General features: G+C 60.0%; 19 protein-coding genes and 1 riboswitch. Of the genes, 10 read left to right on the forward strand and 9 right to left on the reverse strand.

Annotation, left to right across the window (positions count from 1 at the left end; genetic code table 11):
- Positions 1-15 precede the first annotated feature (15 nt).
- Complete coding sequence (locus ACSQ83_RS11375) at positions 16-1,401, reverse strand: NarK family nitrate/nitrite MFS transporter (protein ID WP_436228187.1); 1,386 nt, start codon at positions 1,399-1,401, stop codon at positions 16-18.
- 24 nt (positions 1,402-1,425) lie between these two features.
- Complete coding sequence (locus tag ACSQ83_RS11380; RefSeq protein ID WP_436228188.1) at positions 1,426-2,718, reverse strand: MFS transporter; 1,293 nt, start codon at positions 2,716-2,718, stop codon at positions 1,426-1,428.
- 220 nt (positions 2,719-2,938) lie between these two features.
- Here ACSQ83_RS11380 and ACSQ83_RS11385 point away from each other — a divergent pair, with 220 nt between their 5' ends.
- Positions 2,939-5,494, forward strand: a complete 2,556-nt coding sequence (locus ACSQ83_RS11385) for an adenosylcobalamin-dependent ribonucleoside-diphosphate reductase (RefSeq protein WP_436228189.1) — start codon at positions 2,939-2,941, stop codon at positions 5,492-5,494.
- 96 nt (positions 5,495-5,590) lie between these two features.
- On the opposite strand, the gene ACSQ83_RS11390 is transcribed toward ACSQ83_RS11385, so the two are convergent.
- The 3 genes from ACSQ83_RS11390 to ACSQ83_RS11400 all read right to left on the reverse strand — a co-directional run bounded on the left by ACSQ83_RS11390 (position 5,591) and on the right by ACSQ83_RS11400 (position 8,375).
- Entirely contained in the window at positions 5,591-5,728 is a 138-nt protein-coding gene (locus ACSQ83_RS11390) for a hypothetical protein (protein WP_414952701.1), read from the reverse strand.
- Between the two features lie 15 nt (positions 5,729-5,743).
- On the reverse strand, positions 5,744-6,097 hold the full coding sequence (locus ACSQ83_RS11395; protein ID WP_299711551.1) for a DUF4148 domain-containing protein: 354 nt from the start codon (positions 6,095-6,097) through the stop codon (positions 5,744-5,746).
- A gap of 1,267 nt (positions 6,098-7,364) precedes the next feature.
- Entirely contained in the window at positions 7,365-8,375 is a 1,011-nt protein-coding gene (locus ACSQ83_RS11400; RefSeq protein WP_414952700.1) for a LysR family transcriptional regulator, read from the reverse strand.
- Between the two features lie 197 nt (positions 8,376-8,572).
- On the opposite strand from ACSQ83_RS11400, the gene ACSQ83_RS11405 reads away from it, so the two are divergent.
- The 5 genes from ACSQ83_RS11405 to ACSQ83_RS11425 all read left to right on the forward strand — a co-directional run bounded on the left by ACSQ83_RS11405 (position 8,573) and on the right by ACSQ83_RS11425 (position 15,877).
- A complete protein-coding gene (locus ACSQ83_RS11405; RefSeq protein ID WP_414952760.1) occupies positions 8,573-9,436 on the forward strand; it encodes an alpha/beta hydrolase fold domain-containing protein in 864 nt (287 codons plus the stop codon).
- A 12-nt stretch (positions 9,437-9,448) separates the two neighbouring features.
- Entirely contained in the window at positions 9,449-10,639 is a 1,191-nt protein-coding gene (locus ACSQ83_RS11410; RefSeq protein ID WP_414952699.1) for an efflux RND transporter periplasmic adaptor subunit, read from the forward strand.
- A gap of 139 nt (positions 10,640-10,778) precedes the next feature.
- Entirely contained in the window at positions 10,779-13,973 is a 3,195-nt protein-coding gene (locus ACSQ83_RS11415) for an efflux RND transporter permease subunit (protein WP_436228190.1), read from the forward strand.
- A gap of 11 nt (positions 13,974-13,984) precedes the next feature.
- Positions 13,985-15,517 carry an efflux transporter outer membrane subunit gene (locus ACSQ83_RS11420; RefSeq protein ID WP_436228191.1) on the forward strand — a complete coding sequence of 511 codons (1,533 nt, stop codon included), beginning with the start codon at positions 13,985-13,987 and terminating at the stop codon, positions 15,515-15,517.
- A 120-nt stretch (positions 15,518-15,637) separates the two neighbouring features.
- A complete protein-coding gene (locus ACSQ83_RS11425) occupies positions 15,638-15,877 on the forward strand; it encodes a hypothetical protein (protein ID WP_436228192.1) in 240 nt (79 codons plus the stop codon).
- Positions 15,878-15,889: 12 nt separating this feature from the next.
- Here the strand turns inward: ACSQ83_RS11425 and ppk2 are convergent, their stop codons facing one another.
- On the reverse strand, positions 15,890-16,786 hold the full coding sequence (ppk2, locus tag ACSQ83_RS11430) for a polyphosphate kinase 2 (RefSeq protein WP_414952694.1): 897 nt from the start codon (positions 16,784-16,786) through the stop codon (positions 15,890-15,892).
- 291 nt (positions 16,787-17,077) lie between these two features.
- Here ppk2 and ACSQ83_RS11435 point away from each other — a divergent pair, with 291 nt between their 5' ends.
- Positions 17,078-17,638: a DUF2878 domain-containing protein gene (locus ACSQ83_RS11435; protein WP_436228193.1), complete on the forward strand. Its 561-nt coding sequence runs from the start codon at positions 17,078-17,080 to the stop codon at positions 17,636-17,638.
- Positions 17,639-17,738: 100 nt separating this feature from the next.
- On the forward strand, positions 17,739-18,080 hold the full coding sequence (locus ACSQ83_RS11440; RefSeq protein WP_436228194.1) for a hypothetical protein: 342 nt from the start codon (positions 17,739-17,741) through the stop codon (positions 18,078-18,080).
- Between the two features lie 30 nt (positions 18,081-18,110).
- Here ACSQ83_RS11440 and ACSQ83_RS11445 read toward each other — a convergent pair whose 3' ends face one another.
- The gene (locus tag ACSQ83_RS11445; protein ID WP_436228195.1) at positions 18,111-18,671 is read right to left on the reverse strand and encodes a histidine phosphatase family protein; all 561 of its coding nucleotides are present in this window, start codon (positions 18,669-18,671) and stop codon (positions 18,111-18,113) included.
- Between the two features lie 39 nt (positions 18,672-18,710).
- A riboswitch (adenosylcobalamin (AdoCbl) riboswitch) is annotated at positions 18,711-18,859 on the forward strand.
- On the opposite strand from ACSQ83_RS11445, the gene ACSQ83_RS11450 reads away from it, so the two are divergent.
- A complete protein-coding gene (locus ACSQ83_RS11450) occupies positions 18,860-19,093 on the forward strand; it encodes a CbtB domain-containing protein (protein ID WP_436228196.1) in 234 nt (77 codons plus the stop codon).
- 7 nt (positions 19,094-19,100) lie between these two features.
- Entirely contained in the window at positions 19,101-19,868 is a 768-nt protein-coding gene (locus ACSQ83_RS11455) for a CbtA family protein (protein ID WP_436228197.1), read from the forward strand.
- A gap of 52 nt (positions 19,869-19,920) precedes the next feature.
- On the opposite strand, the gene ACSQ83_RS11460 is transcribed toward ACSQ83_RS11455, so the two are convergent.
- Positions 19,921-20,172: a DUF1289 domain-containing protein gene (locus ACSQ83_RS11460; protein ID WP_436228198.1), complete on the reverse strand. Its 252-nt coding sequence runs from the start codon at positions 20,170-20,172 to the stop codon at positions 19,921-19,923.
- On the reverse strand, positions 20,169-21,467 hold the full coding sequence (locus tag ACSQ83_RS11465; RefSeq protein WP_436228199.1) for a cobyrinate a,c-diamide synthase: 1,299 nt from the start codon (positions 21,465-21,467) through the stop codon (positions 20,169-20,171). The genes ACSQ83_RS11460 and ACSQ83_RS11465 overlap by 4 nt, the downstream gene beginning before the upstream one ends.
- Position 21,468: the final 1 nt, after the last annotated feature.

Here is a 21,468-nt window from a genome sequence, read left to right on the forward strand (position 1 = left end):
GTCGAATAGGGTGCGTCAGCAAGGCATGCTCGCGTTGCGGCGTGCGTAGCAGAACCACGTGATGGCGACGCACGTCACGTAGAAGGCGATAAAGACGTAGAGCGCGGGAATAGCGGAGCCCGTCATGTCGAGCGCGGTGCCGAAGGTCTTCGGGATGAAGAAGCCGCCATACGCGCCGATAGCAGCGGAGAAGCCGAGTACCGCAGCGGACTCCTTGCCGGCGTTGTGCAGGGCCTGGCGTTGCGCGGCTTCGTCGAGGCCGTTGGCGCGGCGCTGATGCTCGGTCATGAAGATCACGGGGATCATGCGGAAGGTCGAACCGTTGCCAATTCCGGTCAGCATGAAGAGCACGATGAACATCGCGAGAAAGCCGGTGAAGTTGCCCGCCGCGCCGGCGTCCGGCATGAACGAGATCACTCCGAACACGGCGGCGATCATGCCGATGAAGGTCCAGAGCGTGACGCGCGCGCCACCAAGATGGTCGGAGATCCATCCGCCGATCGGACGTGTCAGCGCGCCAGCGAGCGGCCCAAGAAATGCGTAGGCGGTAGGGTTGATCGACGGAAATTGCGCTTTGGTCAGCAAAGCAAAACCCGCAGAGAAGCCAATAAACGAACCGAACGTGCCGATATAAAGCCAGCACATCAACCAGTTGTGCTTACGCTTGAAGATCACGGCCTGTTCAGCGAACGAAGCTTTCGCATCGGCGATGTCGTTCATGCCGAACCAAGCCGCCACCGACGCCGCCACGATAAACGGCACCCAGATGAAGCCCGCGTTCTGCAGCCATATGCCGCGTTCGGCACCGTTCGCGACGAAGGTCTGGCCATCGCCCGCGAACGAAGCGAACGCGGCCGTGGCGATCACGAGGGGCGTCACGAACTGCACGAGCGACACACCCAGGTTGCCAATGCCGGCGTTCAATCCCGTGGCTAATCCTTTCTGTGCTTTGGGAAAGAAGAAGCTGATATTCGCCATCGATGAACTGAAGTTCGCGCCGCCAAATCCGCACAGCAACGCGAGCACCAGCAGCGTGCCATAGCCCGTTGATGGATCACGCAATGCGAAGCCCATGCCGACTGCCGGAATCAGCAGCGTGGCCGTGGAGAACGCGGTGAAGCGGCGGCCGCCGAAGATCGGCACGAGAAAGGAATAGAAGATCCGCAGCGTGGCGCCCGATAATGCGGGCAACGCGGTCAACCAGAACAACTCGTTCTTCGTGAAGTGGAATCCGCCTTTGTCGAGGTTGACGACAACGACGCTCCATAACGACCACACCGCGAAGGCGAGCATCAGCGCCGGGATCGAGATCCAGAGGTTGCGATTGGCAATGGCCGAGCCGCGTGTTTTCCAGAAAGCCGGATCTTCCGGTTCCCATTTTTTGAGGAGATAGTCGGACATGTTTTTATGGGTTGGATGGTTAAATTAGACGCGGGCAAGCGGCACGGCAGAGTCGCCATGCGAGCGGAAGGAGAAGGTCATCCAGATGAGGCTGACGGCGGTAGCGCCGAACAGCAGCATGAAACAGGTGCTGCTCACGCCGGTCAGGTCGGCGAGCAGTCCGAAAAGAATGGGTAGGGCGAAGCCGGCCAGACCGCCCGCGAGGCCGACCACGCCGGATACCGCGCCAATGTTGCCGGTGTAGTCATCGGAGACAAACTTGAAGACGGACGCTTTGCCGATCGCCATTGCAATGCCGACGGTAAACATCAGGACCGTAAACACAGTGGGCGAGAGCGCAATGTTGAAGCCGATCGGACCGTAGCTCGACTGCACGGTGAAACCGGTGTCGGGATAGCTTAAAAAGAAGAAGCACGTCAGCACGGTCCACATGACGACCCACGTTGTTTTCTTCGCGCCGTAGCGATCGGACAGCCATCCGCCAAAAGCACGAAGAACACCGCCCGGCAGCGAGAAGCATGCGGCCAGCAGTGCGGCCTGTTCAATATGGAATCCATAATGATTGACGTAGTAATGCGGCAGCCACAGCGCTAATCCAACATAGCCTCCGAACACAACCGAGTAATACTGCGAATAGCGCCATGCGCGGCGGTCTTTCATCACAGCCAGCTGGCTCGCGAAGCTCGGCGGATTGGCAATGCGATGGGCGGGATTCGTTGCCGATGTCATCCAGAAGAGAATGGCCGTGACAAGCATGGCGATGGCGTAGACCTTCGGCACGATCATCCACGTACCGGCCGTCACGATCAACACGGGTGCGACGAATTTGGTGAGTGCAGCCCCCGAATTGCCTGCACCGAAGATGCCCATGGCCAAGCCTTGGCGGTCCTTGGGGAACCAGCGTGCCACATACGGTGTACCGACCGAAAAGCTCGCGCCGGCGAGGCCTACAAGCAGCCCCAGCGCAATGAATTGCCAGAACTGCGTGGCGTAGGTGAGCATCCAGATGGGGATGACGGTAGCGAGCATCGTGAGGAAAAAGACGATGCGTCCGCCGAAGCGGTCAGTGCAAATGCCGAGCGGGACACGGGCGAGGGAGCCCGACAGAACCGGGGTGGCGGCGATCAGGCCGAATTCCGTATCGGAGAGACCTAGTTGAGTCTTCAGCGGAATGCCGAGAATCGCGAACATCATCCAGATCGCGAAGCAGATGGTGAACGCGAAGGTGCTCGACCACAGCACGCGCCAGGCGCGCGGGTCCGCGGTTGATGCGTCATGGCCGACTGAGGTGGCTTGCGATTTGCGTGCGGCAGTCATGGTGCTTGCCTGTCGATTAAATTTGCGTTTAGTGAAGAATCGACTGCAAGATTAGGAACTGCGGCCTATGCCGCCCATTCGCCGTTAGGAGGGCGCGACTCCAAGTCGCTCCTCCGGCGGGACTACTCCGAAAGGTGTAATTTGGACGGAGTGCCGCCGACGAGGTGCGCTCCAACCATTCCGGTGCAACGCAACAAACCGCTGGACATGAGGACAGGACATGGCTGAAGACGACTTGAAGATTACCGTTTCACCGCAGCAGTTTTCCATCGACGTCATGCTGGAAAAGTACGCGAAGGGTGACGAAACGCGCATCGACGATATTTACCGGCGGGTCGCACGAGGCGTAGCGCTCGCCGAACCCGAGGCGCGGCGCAAGCAGGTCGAGAACGATTTTTTCGAGAATTTCCAGCGTGGCGCGCTGGGGGCAGGCCGGATCATGAGCGCCGCCGGCACGGGTATCCAGGCAACGCTCATCAACTGCTTCGTGCAACCGGTGGGCGACGCCATCCAGGGCGTCGACGAGGACGGTTTGCCGGGCATCTACGTGGCCTTGCTGCAGGCCGCCGAAACCATGCGGCGCGGTGGCGGCGTGGGTTACAACTTTTCCGCGATCCGTCCGAAGGGCGCACGCGTGCATTCCACGGGATCGTCGGCGTCGGGGCCGTGCAGTTACATGGATGTGTTCGACGCGTCATGCCGGACCGTTGAAAGCGCCGGGTCGCGGCGCGGCGCGCAGATGGGCATCCTGGATTGCTCGCATCCTGACTTGCTTGAATTTATCGCGGCAAAGCATGTGAAAGGGCGCTGGAATAACTTCAATGTATCGGTGGCGGTGACCGATGAATTCATGCAGGCCGTGGCCGACGATGCCCCGTGGCAACTCGTGCATCGCGCGGAACCGTCGCCTGCGTTCAAGGCATCGGCCGATGCACGGCAGCGTGACGATGGCGTGTGGGTCTATCGGGAAGTGCGGGCGCGGGAGGTGTGGGACACCATCATGCGCTCGACCTATGACGTCGCGGAGCCGGGGGTGGTGTTCGTGTCGCGCATGAACGACGACAACAACTTGCGCGCCGTGGAGACAATCCGCGCGACGAACCCCTGCGGCGAGCAACCGTTGCCTGCGTATGGCTGCTGCAACCTTGGACCGTTGAACCTGACGCGGTTGGTGCGTGAGCCGTTCGCGCAGCGTCATGGAGGAACACCGGTATTCGACTGGGATGGTTTGGCGAAAAGCACGCGCACGCAGGTTCGTTTTCTTGACGATGTGCTCGACGTCACGCTCTGGCCGCTACCCGAGCAGGATCGGGAAGCGCAGGCGAAGCGGCGCATAGGTGTAGGTTTCACCGGTCTTGGCGACACGCTCGTCATGCTCGGCGTGCGCTACAACTCGCCGGAAGGCCGCGACTTTGCGACACGTGTGGCGCGGACCATGCGCGACGAAGCGTATCGCGCGTCGGTTGAACTGGCTCGCGAGCGCGGTGCGTTCCCCTTGTTCGATGCAGAAAAATACCTTGAAACAGGCACTTTTGCGTCGCGTTTGCCGGATGACATCAAGGCGGAGATTCATCGCGACGGCATTCGCAACAGCCACCTGCTTTCCATTGCGCCGACCGGCACCGTGAGCCTGGCGTTTGCCGACAACGCGTCGAACGGTATCGAACCGGCGTTCTCGTGGACTTATCAGCGGACCAAGCGCATGGCCGACGGCAGCCGGCAATCGTTCACGGTGGAAGACTACGCGTACCGCTTGTATCGCGAGCTGGGTGGTGACGTGAAGGCGTTGCCTGATTACTTCGTAAGCGCACTCGATATGTCCGCGAACGATCATCTGGAAATGATGGCGTCGGTGCAGCCTTTCGTCGATACCTCCATTTCAAAGACGGTCAATGTGCCCGCCGATTATCCATTCGATAAGTTCAAGGACCTTTACTTCGACGCGTGGCATCGGGGCCTGAAAGGGTTGGCCACCTACCGGCCGAACGATACGCTGGGGGCGGTGTTGTCGGTGACGCCGGAAGCGCCCGCGGTCGCGGCATCCGATCCTTCAGACGCGGCAGATGCTGAGGTTCAACTGGACCCGTTGCGCATTGCGATCGATCATCGTCCGCGCGGCGAGTTGCCGGCGATCATCGAGAAGGTGGAGTACCTCACGCAGGCCGGCAAGAAGTCGCTTTACGTGGCGGTGTCGTTCATGGAGATTACCGGGCGGCTGGGTGGCGAAGATGTCACCATCGAGCGGCCTATCGAGTTCTTCATTCCGACGGGTCAGCGCGACGAATCGCAGCAATGGATCACGGCGACCATGCGGTCGTTGTCACTGGCGGCGCGGGGTGGTTTTGTCGCGCGCAATCTGCAGGATATGCGCAAGGTATCGTGGGATCGCGGACAGGTGCGGCTGGGCGACGTTGAACGTCCCGGCGGGCACAAGGCACCGCGCTGGCACGATTCGGAGGTCGCGGCGCTTGCGTATGCGATCCAGCAGATCTTGCATCGACGCGGTTTCCTCGATATCGAGGGCGGTCAGGTCCCGTCGCGCGTATTGGCGCAGCGCCGGCATGAGAGCGCGCAGGCGGGTCTTGAATCGGCGCCGCTTGAGTCGAGCGATGACGACATCACTGCAGTCGTGGAAGACAACGTGGATGCCGCCAATCCGCACGCGTTGTTGCCCATTCCTGGCCGCAAGTGCCCGACATGTGGTGCGAATGCAATGATCCGCAGGGACGGTTGCGACTTCTGTACTGCGTGTGGCGAAATAGGGGCGTGTGGTTGAAACAAAAGCGGCTGATCGCTTCTACCGCGATCGGCCGCTCACATCATTAGCTGTGGCGCGGAGCTGAAGTTTCGCGCCTACCACACTCTGACCCGTTCAACCTGCCGCCGAATCCGCCCATTCCATTGCCTGGCGCGTGTGCGTTGTTTGCGGGCGATACGGTTGCCATTGCGCTGCTTCCGGAAGCCAGTCGTCTAGCGCGGAGAAGTCTTCAAGGGGTGCTGATTCATTCATGATGGGCTCCTTGGTTTACTGGACGTGAGCGTTGCCGCTTTGCGTCACCGAACCGTTTGCGAATTCTACGATTCCACGGTTGCGTTGTTCCGCGGCTGCTGCGTCGCGTGCACGTTGTTCGTGCTGCTCGGCAATTGCGATCCCGGCCATGCTGCGCTCGGGGTAGGTATTGCGATTCAGCGCGGGCAGGGTGCCGTTTGCGTAGGATGCGGCCAATTCGGCGCGGACTTGCGCGCGTGTCATGGTGCTTTGGGTGGCTACGGCTGTTTGATACGTGCCTGCGTGGCCAATGCCGCCGTCAGCGAATGCGGTTGTGGAAACGATGGCTGAGATAGCGGTAAGCGAGAGAGTTGCGATTGCGGTTTTCATGCGTGCTGCTCCTGTCGGTTCATTTCGATAGGCACCGAACGTGGTCGATGCTATCGGACTGATAGCGGGGCAGCGGGCCTTGATGTAGGCAATGAGTCTGAGCAATAACGCTAATCGACGAGCCGCGCTGCGACAGAACGAAATGTAATCAAGTGAGCGCTGCGGATAAATGATCGTTAAGCGAATTGATTAATCGCGGTACGCGAATAATCGCAAAATCCCTTATAGGAAGGGCTTTTGCGACTAAACCAGTAATGGCGGAGGGGGCTTAAGCCCTTACTCGGGAAGGTGGTTTTCGCTCGCGCCGGTGGACTTTCGGGGGGGCGGTGGCGGTCGGGGTCAATGCTAGGTTCCGGGGGTGGCGGTCTGGTTCATTGCCGGGTTGCTGCTTTTTAGGTCTTCGCGCATTTAGTGTTAGCTGATCTTTTTCGCTCTATTAGCCACTGCGCGTGGCGGCGCGTCATTTCTTTGTCCAAAGCGACAAAGAAACGAAGCAAAGAAAGCGCTTTTAACAGCTCTACCCTAAGTGTCCACAGCGTGCAGTTTCTATTCATTGGTGCCCCAAAAGCACGGTGCTCGCCAGAGCGGAGGATGTGTGAAACCCTCTTTCTCGCGAATCCTGACAGTAAAACGCTTCGCCCCGTACGCTCTCGGGCTAGCACTAGCGACTGAACCTGCCCAAGGAGTACCCCGCGCTATCCGCGGAAAACCAATCTCCAAATTTGTATGCATGTCGAACCATTTTTTAAACCACCCAGAAATGGATCTGCAGAATGCTTAAGGCATAACCCGGCAAATAACAATGCGAACTGATAGCTAACCCGCGAAGCACCACAGCGGCAAATACGCGTGAGGCTGTGCGGGTTTCTATGGCACGGGTGCTTGCCCGAGAGCGTACGGGGCGCAGCGTTTTACTGTCAGGATTCGCGAGAAGGAGGGGTTCACACATCCTCCGCTCTTGCGAGCACCGTGCTTTTGGGGCACCCATGAAATGGAACTGCACGCTGTGGACACTTAGGGTAGAGCGGTGAAAGCGTTTTCTTTGCTTCGTTTCTTTGTCGCTTTGGACAAAGAAATGACGTGCCGCCACGCACAGTGGCTAATAGTGATAAAGAGATTAGCCAACCTAAGCAAACCACTATGCTAAGCAGCAGCAACCCGGCATTGCCCCAGAACTGCTAACCCCAGAACCGTGCAACCCGGCATTGCCCCAGAACTGCTAACCCCAGAACCCGTGCAACCCGGCATTGCCCCCGCCCACGCCTCCCTAAACCACCACCTCAGCGGTGCCGGCAACATCCGGCGTCCCATGCTTGACGATAGCCTTCGCCGGCGTGGCAGTCGGCAGACACCGTTGCTCGGCATCTTCCTGCCCGGAAAGCAACGGACACCGTTCAAACAACTCAGCGGCCCAGTCGACAAAAACCCGCACCTTCGGCGACAAATGCCGGTTATGCGGATAAACCACCGAAATCGGCATGGGCAACGGCTTCCACTGCGGCAGCACTTCAATCAATTCGCCGGAGCGCAAATGCGGAAGCGCCATGAAGCGGGGTATCTGCACGATTCCCACACCTTTGACGCCGCACGCAATATAAGCCTCGGCGTCGTTCACGGCGATCTTCCCGCGCATTTTCACGTCGATGGACTTCCCATCCACAACAAAATCCATATCCATCACGCGACCGGTGCGGCTGGAGAAATAATTCACGGCCGTGTGCTGCTGCAAATCGTCGATGGTATGCGGCACGCCATGCAGTTCGAGATATTCCGGACTTGCCGCGGTCAGGCCCTGAAACACGCCAATCCGCCGCGCCACCAGACTCGAATCCTGCAGCGTTCCCACGCGAATGACACAATCCACGCCTTCCTGAATGAGGTCGACCGGTTTGTCGCCGAAACCGATCATCAACTCGATATCCGGATAACGGTTGTGGAATTCACAAAGCTGCGGCATGACGATCATGCGCCCAATAGAACCCGGCATATCGATGCGCAATTTACCGCGCGGACCCTTGCCGGTATTGGCGAACGAACTCTCGGTCTCCTCAATGTCCGCGAGGATCCGCACGCAGCGCTCGTAATACGCAGCACCGTCCGGCGTGAGGTTCAGGCGCCGTGTCGTGCGTTGCAGGAGACGCACGTTCAGGAACGCTTCGAGGTTCTGAATAATCGTTGTCACCGAGGCGCGCGGCATGTCCAGCGTGTCCGCTGCGCGTGAAAAACTATTGGTGTCGACGACTCTTGTAAACACCTGCATAGCTTGTAGCCGGTCCATTTTTCTCTCACCGTCAATGCTTTGCGGCTCCAGGAATAAGGATGCCGCTCAGACAGGAATGGGCAGTTTCAATCGCGATTGTTCGGTGCGACCGAATTGTGTTGCCGGATTATAGGCATTTATTTCAAATGTCGTTGCCCCCAGAATTCGTTCCATCGCAACTCGGGTGGGATGGCGCGGACGCGCTGAAAATAACCATGGCATCGACGCTGGATCTGGGCCTCTGCATAGAGGATGTTCGAATCGCGGGACATGCGCAACCCATAACCTTGCGCAGTTATCGCCCCGCCTCGGACGGCACCGTCCTCCCGGTCGTGCTTTATTTTCACGGCGGCGGCTTTGTGCGCGGCACGCTGGATGATGCCGACGTCACGGCTAGCACCATTGCACGGGATACAGCGGCGTGGGTCATCTCGGTGGGCTATTCACTGGCGCCGGCTTTCCCGTTTCCTGCCGCGCCCGAAGATGCCTATCGGGCGGCGCAATGGGCCATAGCGAACGCTCGTGCACAACGAGCCGATGCAAACCGCCTCGGGGTCGCGGGGCACGACGCAGGCGGCAACCTCGCTACCTGTCTGGCGGCCATCGCGCGGGATCGCGGCGACATCGTGATCCTGGCGCAAGCGCTGCTCGCGCCGTTGCTGGACCCAAGCATGACGCGCATGGCCGATGAGAACAAAGTGCGCTCGCCGGATATTTGCATGACGGAGTGCGCGCAGTGTTATCGCGCCTATCTGCCGAACGCATCACAACGGCTTCATCCGTATGCAGCACCGCTGGAATCGCGGCGTCTTGCCGGTCTGCCGCCGGCGCTGATCGCAAGCGCCCAGCATGACCTGCTGCATATCGAAGCAGAGAAATATGCGGGTGAGCTGATTGCGGCAGGCGTGCCAACGGAAGTCACGCGGCACGTCAATGCATCGCATAACGCGCTTGCAGCGGACCCGGCGGCCATTGCCGACGTGGTCGCGTTCTTCAAGAAACGGCTTCGTGTGCAGACGGCCGCGCCGGTTGCGGCGCTTCGCGACACCCAAAAAATTCAAACAATCTCAACGACTTAATCGGAGCAACGCATGTCCATCACTCGCAAACGTCTTACCGTCGCGCTAGGCGCCGCGCTGGTCGTCGCAGGCATCGGAACATTCACTGCCATGCATGGTTTCGGCCGCGGCGATCTGCCGGTGAACGGTGCTGAAGCCGCCGTCAAACCGTCGGCGCCGGCCATGGAAGTGGATGTCGCCACGGTGGTCTCGAAGACCATCACCGACTACCAGAACTATTCGGGCCGCCTGGAAGCGGTCGACAAGGTCGAGATCCGTCCGCTTGTGCCGGGAACTATCGTCGCGGTGCATTTTGCCGATGGCGCATTGGTGAAGAAGGGCGATGCGCTCTTCACCATCGACCCGCGGCCGTACGTGGCGGCAGTCGATCAAGCGGCTGCGCAACTCGCGGCAGCGCAGGCTCGCAATGGTTATACGTCGACCGATGCCGCGCGCGCGGAGCGCTTGCTGGCGGATAACGCCATCGCCAAGCGTGACTATGACGAGAAGCAAAACGCGTCGCACGAAGCGGCGGCGAACCTGAAGGCTGCGCAAGCGGCGCTCGAGACGGCGAAGATCAACCTGACATACACGCAGATCACCGCGCCGGTGTCGGGCCGCGTATCGCGTGCGGAAATGACGGTCGGCAACATCGTGTCGACGGGTTCCAGCGCGCCGCTGCTGACCACGCTGGTGTCGGTGTCGCCCATCTACGCTTCGTTCGATGTCGACGAACAAACCTACCTGCGCTACCTGAGCCGCGACTCGCGTGCCAGCGTGCCGGTCTCGCTCGGCCTCGCGAACGAAGATGGTTTCTCGCGCGAAGGCAAGGTTGCGTCCGTCGACAATCAACTCGATACGGGCTCGGGCACGATCCGCGTGCGGGCACGTTTCGATAACGCCGACGGTTCGCTGGTGCCGGGCCTCTATGCACGCATCAAGGTTGGCGGAGGCACGCCGCATCCGGCTGTGCTGATCGACGATGCCGCGATTGGCACCGACCAGGACAAGAAGTTCGTGATGGTGGTCGACGCGGACAGCCGCGTGCAATACCGCGAAGTCACGCTCGGCACCTTGAGCGAAGGGATGCGCGTAATTGTGAAGGGCCTGCAGCCAGGCGAGCGGATCGTGGTGAACGGTCTGCAGCGCGTACGTCCGAACGATGTGGTGAAGGCCAATTCCGTAGCAATGGCGAATGCGTTGCCGGCCAAAGACGCTTCATAAGACGCGCTTTGCAAGACGGGTTTATAAGCGCTTAACAGCGGCTCCTTGTGTGCGTGGCACGTGGCGGGTTCGTTCCTGACAGGACGAACCGGCCGGTGCTCACGCGCGCGCAGCCTCTCATGCACATAAAGAAAACGTCATGAACATTTCCAAGTTTTTCATCGACCGCCCGATCTTTGCGGGTGTGATGTCGGTGCTCATCCTGCTGGCGGGCATCATCGCCATGTTCAAGCTGCCGATCTCCGAATATCCGGAAGTCGTGCCGCCGTCCGTGGTCGTCCATGCGCAGTATCCGGGTGCCAATCCGAAGGTGATCGCCGAAACGGTGGCGTCGCCGCTGGAAGAGCAGATCAACGGCGTGGAAGACATGCTGTACATGCAGTCGCAAGCCAACAGCGACGGCAACCTGAACATCACGGTGACGTTCAAGCTCGGCACGGACCCGGACAAGGCGCAGGAGCTCGTGCAGAACCGCGTGGCGCAAGCGCTGCCGCGCCTGCCGGAAGACGTGACGCGACTTGGTGTGACGACGATCAAGTCGTCGCCGACGCTCACCATGGTGGTTCACTTGAATTCGCCCAATGACCGCTACGACATGACGTATCTGCGCAACTATGCGCTGATCAACGTGAAGGACCGGCTTGAGCGGATCCAGGGCGTGGGGCAGGTTCAGCTGTGGGGCTCGGGCGATTACTCCATGCGCATCTGGCTCGATCCGCAAAAGGTCGCCCAGCGTGGCATGACGGCGACCGACGTAGTCAACGCAATCCGCGAGCAGAACGTGCAGGTGGCGGCGGGCGTGATCGGTGCATCGCCGACATCGTCGAACGTGCCGTTGCAACTGAACGTGAATGCGCAAGGCCGTTTGCAGACCGAAGCGGAATTCCGGGACATCGTGCTCAAGACGTCGCCCGACGGCGCAGTTACGCATCTGAGCGATGTGGCGCGGGTCGAGTTGGCGGCATCGGAATATGGCTTGCGTTCGCTGCTCGACAACAAGTCGGCGGTCGCGATGGCGATCAACCAGCAACCGGGTGCGAACTCGCTGCAAATTTCCGATCAGGTCCGCCAGACCATGAAGGAACTGAAGGCGGACATGCCGGCGGGCGTCGATTATGAAATCGTCTATGACCCGACGCAGTTCGTGCGTTCAAGTATTGAAGCAGTGATCCATACGCTGATCGAAGCTATCGCGCTGGTCGTGCTGGTGGTGATCGTGTTCCTGCAAACCTGGCGCGCATCGATTATTCCGCTGCTGGCCGTGCCGGTGTCGATCATCGGTACGTTCTCGCTGCTGCTGGCTTTCGGCTTCTCGATCAACGCGTTGTCATTGTTCGGAATGGTGCTGGCAATCGGGATCGTGGTGGACGATGCGATCGTGGTGGTGGAGAACGTTGAACGGAACATCGAGGCGGGGTTATCGGCGCGAGAGGCGACCTATCAGGCCATGCGAGAAGTGAGCGGGCCGATTATCGCCATTGCCTTGACGCTGACTGCCGTGTTTGTGCCGCTCGCGTTCATGTCCGGTTTGACGGGTCAGTTCTATAAACAGTTTGCGATGACCATCGCCATTTCGACGGTGATCTCGGCGTTCAATTCGCTCACCTTGTCGCCGGCGCTGGCTGCTTTGCTGCTGAAGGGCCATAACGAACCGAAGGACTGGCTGACGCGCGGCATGGACCGTGTGTTCGGTGGTTTCTTCCGCCAGTTCAACAAGGTCTTCAAGCGTGGTTCGGAAAACTACGGCAAGGGCGTAACGGGCGTCATCAACCGCAAGGCGCTGATGATGGGCGTGTATATCGTGCTGCTGTGCGGCGCCGTGCTGATGAGCAAGGTCGTGCCCGGCGGTTTCGTGCCGGCGCAGGACAAGGAGTATTTGATCAGCTTTGCGCAGTTGCCTAACGGCGCGTCGCTCGATCGTACCGAGGCGGTCATTCGCCAGATGACGGACATCGCGAGAAAGACGCCGGGCGTTCAAAGCGCGGTGGAGTTTCCGGGTTTGTCGGTGAACGGTTTCACGAATTCGTCGAGCGCGGGCATTGTGTTCGTGACGCTCAAGCCGTTCGGCGAGCGTAAGGGCGCAGCACTTTCCGCAGGCGCCATAGCGGGCTCGCTGAACCAGAAATATGCGGCAATCAAGGGTTCGTTCATTGCTGTGTTCCCGCCGCCGCCCGTGCTTGGACTCGGGACGCTGGGAGGCTTCAAGCTGCAACTGGAAGACCGTGGCGCGCTGGGCTACGCCGCATTGAACGACGCGACTCAAGCGTTTATCAAGCGTGCATCCCAGACGCCTGAACTCGGTCCGACGTTCTCGAGCTATCAGATCAACGTGCCGCAACTGAACGTGGATCTGGACCGGGTGAAAGCGAAGCAACTGGGTGTCTCCGTCACCGATGTATTCAGCACGATGCAGGTGTATCTCGGCTCGCTGTATGTGAACGACTTCAACCGCTTCGGCCGTGTGTATCAGGTCCGGGTGCAGGCGGATGCGCCGTTCCGTTCGAGTTCGGAAGACATCGGTCTGCTCAAGACGCGTAACGCAAATGGCGAGATGGTGCCGTTGTCGTCGCTCGTGAAGGTGACGCCGACCTATGGTCCCGAGATGGTGGTGCGCTACAACGGCTACACCTCTGCCGATATCAACGGTGGTCCGGCTCCGGGTTATTCGTCGGGTCAGGCGCAGGCAGCAGTGGAACGCATCGCGGCTGAAACGTTGCCGCGCGGCATCAAGTTCGAATGGACCGATTTGACGTATCAGCAGATCCTCGCGGGCAATGCCGCGTTGTGGGTGTTCCCGATCAGCGTGCTGCTTGTGTTCCTCGTGCTGGCTGCGTTGTATGAAAGCCTGACGCTGCCGCTCGCCGTGATCCTGATCGTGCCCATGAGTATTCTCTCGGCGCTGGTCGGCGTGTGGCTCACGAAGGGCGACAACAACATCTTTACGCAGATCGGCTTGATGGTGCTCGTGGGGCTGTCGGCGAAGAACGCCATCCTGATCGTGGAGTTTGCGCGCGAGCTGGAAATGCAGGGACGCTCCATCGTGGAAGCGGCAATCGAAGCGAGCCGCTTGCGTCTGCGGCCGATCCTGATGACGTCGATTGCTTTCATCATGGGCGTGGTGCCGCTGGTGCTGTCGTCGGGTGCGGGTTCGGAAATGCGCCATGCAATGGGCGTGGCGGTGTTCTTCGGCATGCTAGGGGTGACGCTGTTCGGCTTGATGCTCACGCCGGTGTTTTATGTGCTGTTGAGAAAGCTGGCTGGCGGCGAACATCTCGTCGACAAGCATGGCCACAATCCGCACATGCGCGGTGTCAATGCTTCAGTTGAAGCATGAGAGAGATTGAAATGAAAACGTTGAATACGAAGCGATGGCTGGGGTTGTCGGCGTTACTTGGATCGTTGCTGGTCGTCGCGGGCTGCTCGCTCGCACCGACCTACACGAAGCCCGACGTAAGCGCGCCGGCAGCCTTCAAGGAAACACCGCAGGAAACGGCGTTGGCGCCCTCTGAACAGGGCATGTGGAAGACGGCGCAGCCGTCGGAACAGGTGCTGCGCGGCGAATGGTGGACGGTCTTCAACGATCCCACGCTCAACGACCTGGAGCATCAGGCGCTCGAGGCGAACCAGAACCTGAAGGCAGCGGCCGCGCGCGTGAAGGAATCACGGGCGATCAACCAGACCGCGCGGGCAGGCTTGTTCCCGACACTGGATGCAGGCTTTGGTCCGACGCGCGAGAAGCTCTCGCCGGCGTCGCAGTTCCTTCCCGCTAACGGGAATGTACCGGCACAGACTTTGTGGCGTGCAGAGGGCAGTGCGTCGTATGAAGTGGATCTGTTCGGCCGCGTGTCGGACTCGGTGAAGGCGGCGAACGCCGACACCGAGCAAAGCGAAGCGCTGTTCCGGTCCGTGCAACTCGCGTTGCAGGCGGACGTGGCGCAGAACTACTTCAACCTGCGTGAGCTCGATTCGGAAAGCGATGTCTTCGCGCGGACCGTGACGCTGCGCGAGCAGGCTTTGAAGCTGGTGCAAAACCGCTTTAACGAAGGTGAGATCAGCGAGCTGGACGTAGCACAGGCAAGGTCAGAACTTGCTACGGCCAAGTCCGACGCCATGACGGTGCAGCGCTTGCGTGCTGCATCCGAGCATAGTCTTGCAGTGCTGCTCGGTAAGGCAGCGTCGCAGTTCTCGATGGCGGCTAACCCGCTGACGCCGGTCGATATCAAGATTCCGCCGGGCTTGCCTTCATCGCTGCTCGAACGCCGGCCGGATATCTCGGCGGCCGAACGTGCAATGGCAGCGGCGAATTCGCGCATCGGGGTGGCGAAGGCGGCGTTTTTCCCGTCGCTCAACATAACGGGTTCGGGCGGCTTCGAATCGGCGACGCTGGGCGATCTCTTCAACTGGTCGAGCCGTACGTTCCTGCTAGGACCGTTCGCGGGCACGGCGCTCAATTTGCCGATCTTCGATGGCGGCCGGCGCAAGGGCAATCTCGCGAACGCACGCGCGATCTATGAAGAGGATGTCGCGAATTACCGGCAGCAGGTGCTGGTGGCGTTCCAGGAAGTAGAGGACAACCTCTCGGACCTGCGCATCCTGCAGGACCAGACGCGCACGCAAGCTGAAGCGGTGAATGCGTCGAACCGGGCAGCTCAGCTCTCGCAGTCGCAATACAAGGAGGGGGCGGTGACGTATCTTGACGTGATCGATGCACAGCGTACCGTGCTCCAGTCGCAGCGCACAGCGGTTCAACTGGCAGGCGTGCAGGCGACGTCGACAGTGAACCTGATCCGTGCGCTGGGCGGTGGCTGGGGAGACATGCCGGCTGCACCTGCCGCACCGGTTGCGTCCGCGTCAGATGCGAGCGTAGCGTCACGTTAAGCGTGAATCGCAGCACCGTTAGCGCGATTGTTCAATACGCGCGACAAGTGTCTTCGATAACAGAGGGTTTATCCGGGGGCTCCCGGTCCGTAGAATAAAACTATGGATACGGGAGCCGTCATGAGAGCTTTAATCGAACGACAACTCTACCGACCCGCCGTCGTACTACCGTTGTTGGTCTTGATGCGCCTGATGGTGACGCTCGATTTCAACCTGATGCAAGTGACGTTCGTCGTGGTCATGAAGAGTTCGCAATACATGTTTCAAGCGGTCTTCAGGCATCGCCACGATCAAGCCGATCGTAGCGATGTCCAACCGCCGCAGGTCCATGCCATGCATGACAAGACTTGCCACTGCTAAACCCTTCATCAATCAATATATTTCCGGCACGATAATGCTTTCGGGCACGGGCTGCCGCAGGTAATCGTCGTTAAAGACGCGGTCAGGCAACTCGATCGTGGGATGATCGATCTCGTGATACGGCACCTGGCTCAGCAAATGGTGAATGCAGTTGAGCCGAGCGCGTTTCTTGTCCACGGCTTGCACGACCCACCACGGCGCTTCGGGAATATGCGAACGCGCCAGCATCACTTCCTTCGCGTGCGTATAGGCTTCCCAGCGACGACGGCTTTCCAGGTCCATCGGACTTAGTTTCCACTGCTTCAACGGATCTTGAATGCGCGCCTGAAAGCGGACTTCCTGTTCGTCATCCGTGATCGAGAACCAGTACTTCAGGATCTGCACGCCGCTGCGCGCCAGCATCTTTTCGAATTCCGGCACTGAGCGAAAGAACTCTTCGTACTCGGCATCGGTACAGAAATTCATCACGCGTTCCACGCCCGCCCGGTTGTACCAGCTGCGGTCGAACAGCACGATCTCGCCGCCCGCCGGTAGATGCGAGACATAACGCTGGAAATACCATTGCGTGCGTTCGCGATTGTTCGGTGCGGGCAAGGCAGCGACCCGGCAAACCCGTGGATTCAGCCGCTGCGTGATGCGCTTGATTGCGCCACCCTTGCCGGCGGCGTCGCGTCCTTCAAAGATCACCACGAGCCGGTGGCCGCTGGCGACAACCCAGTCCTGCAGCTTGACGAGTTCACCTTGCAGGCGGAACAGTTCGCGAAAGTAGATCTTGCGCTGCTCGCGTGCTTCGGCGGAAAGCGCGCTGTCGCCATCGAGGATACGGTCGTCGACTTCCATCTCGAGTTCTTCGTCGTAGCTGTCAATCAGGTCTTCTTCGAAGCGGCGCTGTTTATCCTGCGAAATCATGGGAAGCTCCGTTTGGTTGGGCGTATTGACCGCGTTGACTCGTCCCTGCAGGCAATACAAAACCGGCAATCCTGCAAATTATCGATTATCCGGCGCGATAATTTCAGGAATGTTACGACAGGGCCGTCGAAAGCGGAGCCGATGGTCAGACGAATGATCCACGTTTGTCCGGGCATCGCGGGTATCGTGCTTAGGGTGCACAAGCGGGCGGCATGCGATATGCGCAAGCTATACGTCGAGCGGTATTGCATCTTCACACCTTACGCACCTGGTCTGGAAACAAGAAACGGCATGCAAATCTCATCCTTTGGCACACGGCGCCCGTCGAGGGCGGAGCGCTGGGCACCGTCCATCTATTTCGTGGTCGGGCAACTCGGCTGGTTTGCGTGTGTACTGAGCGCTGCACACGACGTCCCATGGATGGGCGTTGCCACAGCCGTCATGCTCGTCGCCATCCATCTGGCGCGGGTCGAGCGGCCGCTGACAGAGTTCAAGCTACTGGTCAGTGTAGTAGCGATGGGCGCAATCTGGGAGAGCCTGCCGGTTCTCGGCGGACTGCTGGCGTACCCCAACGGCATGATATTGCCCGGCGCTGCACCTTACTGGATCCTTTCATTGTGGGCGCTGTTTGCCGCTCAATTCAACACAACGTTCGGATGGCTCAAACAACGCGCACTGCTTGCTTCGGTGCTCGGCGCCATTGCCGGACCGATGTCGTTTCGCGCCGGCGCAGCGCTCGGCGCGGTTCGCTTCGTGCATCCGCTGCCCGCGATGATCTTGCTGGCTATCGGCTGGGCGATCCTGATGCCGCTGCTGATCGTGTTCTCACGGCGGTGGGATGGGGTGCACTGAGCGGTGCGTCCCGGTTCGTCTTTAGCGTACTCATTCAACCTGGAATAATCCTTGCTGTTTCTCCCCGCAGTGATCCGAGGAATATTTCAGGGCTTGATTGATGACCAGTCGAAACGAGTTTGAACTGAGTGAATTGAGAAGCGCGGATTGGCGCGCCCAATCCGATGTAGCGACCATTGCAAAACAGGCGTGGACAGATGCCATTCCGGTCGCCACGCCAACGGGGTCTTCGCGCTCGACGCCACCGGCGACCTACTTTATATCGGTGCTCGAATTAGCGACCGGCGAGAAGCTCGGCAATGGTGAACGGCTTCGCGCCATCGCTATTCTTGAAGCGCATTTCGCGGCGGGCCGCCCCCGCACGCTGAAAGAAGCGGTCAGGATCTGCGCAGGCGCGATCGACTCTTCGACGCTGCAGCGGATGGCACGCGCCGCAGACTGACGCACGCCAGCGAAGACGACGGTGGTTTTATCACACGAAAGATTTGCAACGAAGACGCCATGCGTCGCCTGAGCGGGTCAGTGTGACGGCCGAAAGCGGCTCCAGGTCCATGCAATAGACTGCAGTCAGCGGTGCGTCCAGGACTGTCGCCAGCACGGTCTTCACTACGATGGCATGCGTCACGACCAGTGTGACTCCGGCCTCCCGATTGTTCTTCAGTGCGCTGCGAACCCTTGTTTGAAGGGCTTCCAGACTCTCGCCTCCATGCGCCATGCTTCCCGGTTCGGAAAGCCATGCGCCCAAACCCTCCGCATCTTCATCATGGATCTCGCGGATCGAGCGGCCTTGCCATCGACCGTAATCAAGATCGCGCCATGAGGTGTCGACACTCGCTGTAATGTTGAACGTGTGACCCGTTTGCATGGCCGCGTCTGCCGGGCTTGTGACAACACGATCCGGACGAAACGCCGAAGCAAGTTCCGGGAGACGGGGTAACTCTGATTCATCAATAGCGTCGCCTATTTTCGGAAACGAGCCGGTTTTCATCGCGCGCGTAGTTGCGTGACACAGCAAGATAAGTTCAGTTTTCATGGCTCTCGATTAACGGATTGCTTTACATTCCACCAACTCATTTTAGAATGGCAAGCTTGCAGCGCGAGGAAGCCGGTGAAAACCCGGCACGGTCGCGCCACTGTGAGCAGATATTCCTATCTGCAAGTCAGACCCCCGCTGCAGCCTTTCTTTTGTCTTACGGGACGCGTATTCCCTTGGAGTCGTTCATGAACCACCCTGCCACATCCGCCAGTTTCTCCGGCATCAATCCCGCATTTGATGCACCCGTGCCCATTCCGGTGCGCGAAGTGTTGCCCTGGGCTATCTTTATTGGCTTGCTTGCGCTGCTCGCGATTTATTTTGTCGGCGCCGAACAGGGCGCGACGTCGATCTTCCAGGGCATGTACATCCACGAGTTCGTCCACGACGGTCGCCATCTGCTCGGCTTTCCCTGCCACTGAGACCGACATGATCCGAAACCTTTTGATACGCGGCATGATCGCGGGACTAGTCGCGGGCCTGCTCGGCTTTTGCGTGGCCAAGACCTTTGGTGAACCTGCAGTTGACCGGGCGATTGCTTTTGAGTCGCAGCAGGAAAAGCTGCACGAGCAAGCGGAAGCGGCGGCGGGGCATCAGCACGATCCCGCCGACGACGTCGAACTTGTCAGTCGCGGCACGCAAGCGGGACTAGGTTTGCTGACCGGTGTTTGCGTGTTCGGGACAGCACTGGGCGGCCTGTTCTCGCTCGTGTTCGCCTTCTCGTATGCTCGGATGGGCGTTTTGCGCGCACGCGGCACGTCGGCATTGCTCGGTTTGTTCGGCTTCGTGACGGTTGCGATTGTGCCGTTCCTCAAGTACCCGCCTAATCCGCCATCCGTAGGCAATCCTGACACCATCGGCGCACGGACCGCGTTGTTTTTCGGCATGGTCGCGATCTCGCTGATCGTGGCGGTGTTTGCTGTTCGGCTGCAGCGCCGTTTGCAAACGCGTCATGGCAACTGGAACGCGGTACTGGTTTCGATTGCTGTGTATATCGTGCTGATGGCGCTGGCGTACCTTGCGTTGCCGCCGATTGATGAAGTGCCGAGGCTGTTCTCGGCCACGCTGCTGTGGAAATTCCGCGTGGCCGCGATTGGTATTCAAGCGGTGATCTGGACCACGCTCGGCTTGCTCTTCGGTGCGCTTGCACATCGCGAGTTGGAGAAGGTGCCGGCACGGCGGATTGCTTCGGCTTGAGCTTTTCGCGAGCGGAGACTCAATGAGGGGCGGCTTGCGGGCCGCCCCTTTTTTATCGCGCTGTCTTGCGTGCAAGGAGGGTATCGAACAGCGCGAGCTTGTCGGTATCGGCCATGGTCTTCCATGCCTTGATTTCTTCACGGCTTCTGAAGCAGCCTTCGCAATGACCGGTGGTTTTGTCGAGCCGGCATACGTCCGTGCAGGGTGAGCCCACGGGTTCAAGCCGTCTGGCGCGCTCAATAGTGAACGCGAGTTCAAGCGGTACTTTTATTTCGGTAGGCATTTCCATCGGCGTAATTGTCATAGCATTTCGCCGCGAAAGAGGGCGGCGGCTGCCGCCGGATTCGTCGGCCAGTAAGTGTGCATGTAGGTTGCGGTGATCGGGCCGTGACGGTAAATCGCTTCGCCTTCCACGCCCGTGGTGGCATGCGTCGCGGTGAGCGCTGGCAGCATGGAAGTGGTCATCGACGAGTAGTGGAAGGTGTGGCCGGTGTGAGTGCCGTGGCGGCTTTCAACACGTTGCATCGCGAGCCGGGCCAGGCGCTTTTGCATCTTCGCGTGGCCGGGCAGGAGACCGAGCATCGTATGCTGCGAGCCCTCTATGTCCGTCAGCGAATCGAGCAGATACAGCATGCCGCCGCATTCCGCGACCACCGCTTTACCTGCGCCACTATGCGCACGAATTGAGGCGGCGCTGACTGCGTTCGCGGCGAGTTGAACGGCGTGCAATTCCGGATATCCACCCGGCAGATAAAGCGCATCGGCATGCGCGGGAACGGGTTCATCGGCGAGGGGTGAGAAGGGCGCAAGCGTTGCGCCCATCGACGTCAGCAGATCGAGGTTGGCCGGGTAGATAAACGAAAACGCGCCGTCGCGGGCGATGGCGATGTGCATGCCGTCGAGCAACCGCGGAGGCTGCTCAAGGGCTTCGTGGGCGAACATTACCGCGGGCGGCAACTCGCGCAACGTCGTCTCGCCGATGGCATCCGCTGCGCGATCCAGCCGTGCATCGATGTCCGCCACCTCTGCTGCTTGCGTGAGACCGAGGTGCCGACCGGGGAGCGCAATGTCGTCGGTGCTCGACAGATGCCCGCAATATCGAATGCCTTCGGGAATGGATTCGCTCAGCATTTGCGCATGCCGTGCCGACGCCACGCGATTGGCAAGCACGCCGTGAAACGGCAGGTCAGCGCGATAGCGCGCGAGTCCAAACGCCATTGCTCCGAAGGTCTGCGCCATGCCGTGCGCGCCGATCACAGCGAGCACCGGCACGCCGAACGTGGTGGCGAGATCGGCGCTGCTGGGCGTGCCGTCGAAGAGGCCCATCACGCCTTCGATCAGGATCAAATCGGCTTCCTGCGCGGCTTTTGCGAGCAGCGCGCGGCAGCCGCTTTCACCCACCATCCACAAATGCAGCGAATACACCGGCGCGCCGGACGCGCGCTCCAGGATCATCGGATCGAGGAAGTCGGGACCGGTCTTGAAGACCCGCACTCGCAGGCCATGCCGCGCGTAATAGCGAGCGAGTCCCGCGGTGACGGTGGTCTTGCCCTGGTTCGACGCGGGCGCGCTGATGAATAAAGCGGGGCAGGCGCGCACG

It is taken from the genome of Caballeronia sp. LjRoot29 (assembly GCF_964252755.1).
In the GTDB taxonomy this organism is placed as follows: Bacteria; Pseudomonadota; Gammaproteobacteria; order Burkholderiales; family Burkholderiaceae; genus Caballeronia.